Origin of the sequence: Streptomyces viridosporus (genome assembly GCF_002078235.1) — a bacterium.
Lineage (GTDB): Bacteria > Actinomycetota > Actinomycetes > Streptomycetales > Streptomycetaceae > Streptomyces > Streptomyces viridosporus.
Genome location: NZ_MSGP01000871.1, coordinates 1 through 1,320, shown reverse-complemented (window position 1 = coordinate 1,320; position 1,320 = coordinate 1). Strand labels below are relative to the sequence as shown.

2 protein-coding genes are annotated in these 1,320 nt (G+C 75.9%); both read right to left on the bottom strand.

Annotated elements, in window-relative coordinates:
- A partial coding sequence (locus tag B7L92_RS38310) for an ECF transporter S component (RefSeq protein ID WP_081241658.1) occupies positions 1 to 621 on the bottom strand: 621 nt, incomplete at its 3' end.
- The coding region (locus B7L92_RS38305) for an ATP-binding cassette domain-containing protein (RefSeq protein WP_143626520.1) at positions 618 to 1,320 on the bottom strand (703 nt) is incomplete at its 5' end. The genes B7L92_RS38305 and B7L92_RS38310, both read right to left, overlap by 4 nt.

The following is a 1,320-nucleotide window of genomic DNA, read 5'->3' as shown; positions in this document are numbered from 1 at the left end:
CCAGCCCGCCATGTTCATCACGGTGCCGTAGGCGAAGGCCGCCAGGAAGCCGTACGCCGCCAGCATCAGGACCTCGGCGCGGCCGCGCAGGCGGTCCGGGCCCGGCAGCAGGCCCGCGCCCGCCGTGAACCAGCCCATCGCCAGCATCTGGAAGGGCAGCCAGGGGCCGACCCCGCCCGTGAGCAGGGCGGACGCGAACATCGTCACCGAGCCGAGGACGAAGCCGAAGCCGGGGCCGAGGACCCGGCCGCTGAGGACCATGAGGAAGAACATGGGCTCCAGACCGGCCGTTCCGGCGCCGATGGGGCGCAGCGCCGCGCCCGTCGCCGCCAGGACGCCGAGCATCGCCACCGCCTTCGGACCGAGGCCGGACTCCGAGATCGTCGCCGCCACGACCGCGACCAGCAGGACGAGGAGACCGGCGAAGAGCCAGGGGGCGTCCTGGGCGTGGGCGTTCAGGGTGGAGTCGGGCGGGGCGAGGAAGGGCCAGCCGAAGCCGGCCACGCCCACCGCGCTCACCAGGGCCAGGGCCGCCAGGGAGCGCGGACCCAGCCGGACGGCCCGGGCCTGGCGTTGCGTGCCGGTGCCGCCGCCGGCCGTACCGGTGCCCTCGGCGGTCATGACAGCGCCTCCCGGACCTGGGAGACCGTGAGCCAGTGCTGCGGGGCCAGGACCTTCGCCACCTGCGGGGCGAAGGACGGGGAGGCCACGACCACCTCCGCCGCCGGGCCGTCCGCGATCACCTCGCCCTCGGCGAGCAGGACCACCCGGTGGGCGAGTTCCGCCGCCAGTTCCACGTCGTGGGTGGCCAGGACGATCGCGTGGCCCTCGGCGGCCAGTGAGCGCAGGATCGCCACCAGACGGGCCTTCGCCGCGTAGTCCAGGCCGCGGGTCGGCTCGTCCAGGAGGAGCAGCGGCGGGCGGGCGGTCAGGACCACCGCCAGGGCGAGCGCCAGGCGCTGGCCCTCGGACAGGTCGCGGGGGTGGGTGTCGTCGGCCACTTCGGGAAGCAGCTCCGACAGCAGGGCGCGGCACGTGCCCGGCTCCGCGTCCGCGTCCTGGTCGGCCGCCGCGCACTCCGCGGCGACCGTGTCGGCGTAGAGCAGGTCGCGCGGCTCCTGCGGAACCAGGCCGACGCGGCGGACCAGGTCGCGGGGGCGGGTGCGGTGGGGCACCGCGTCGCCGGTGCGCACCGATCCGGCGGACGGTTCGACGAGGCCGACGAGCGCGTTCAGCAGCGTCGACTTCCCGGCGCCGTTGCGGCCCATGAGGGCGATGGTCTCACCGGGGACGACCGTCAGGTCGACGTGGCGCAGGGCC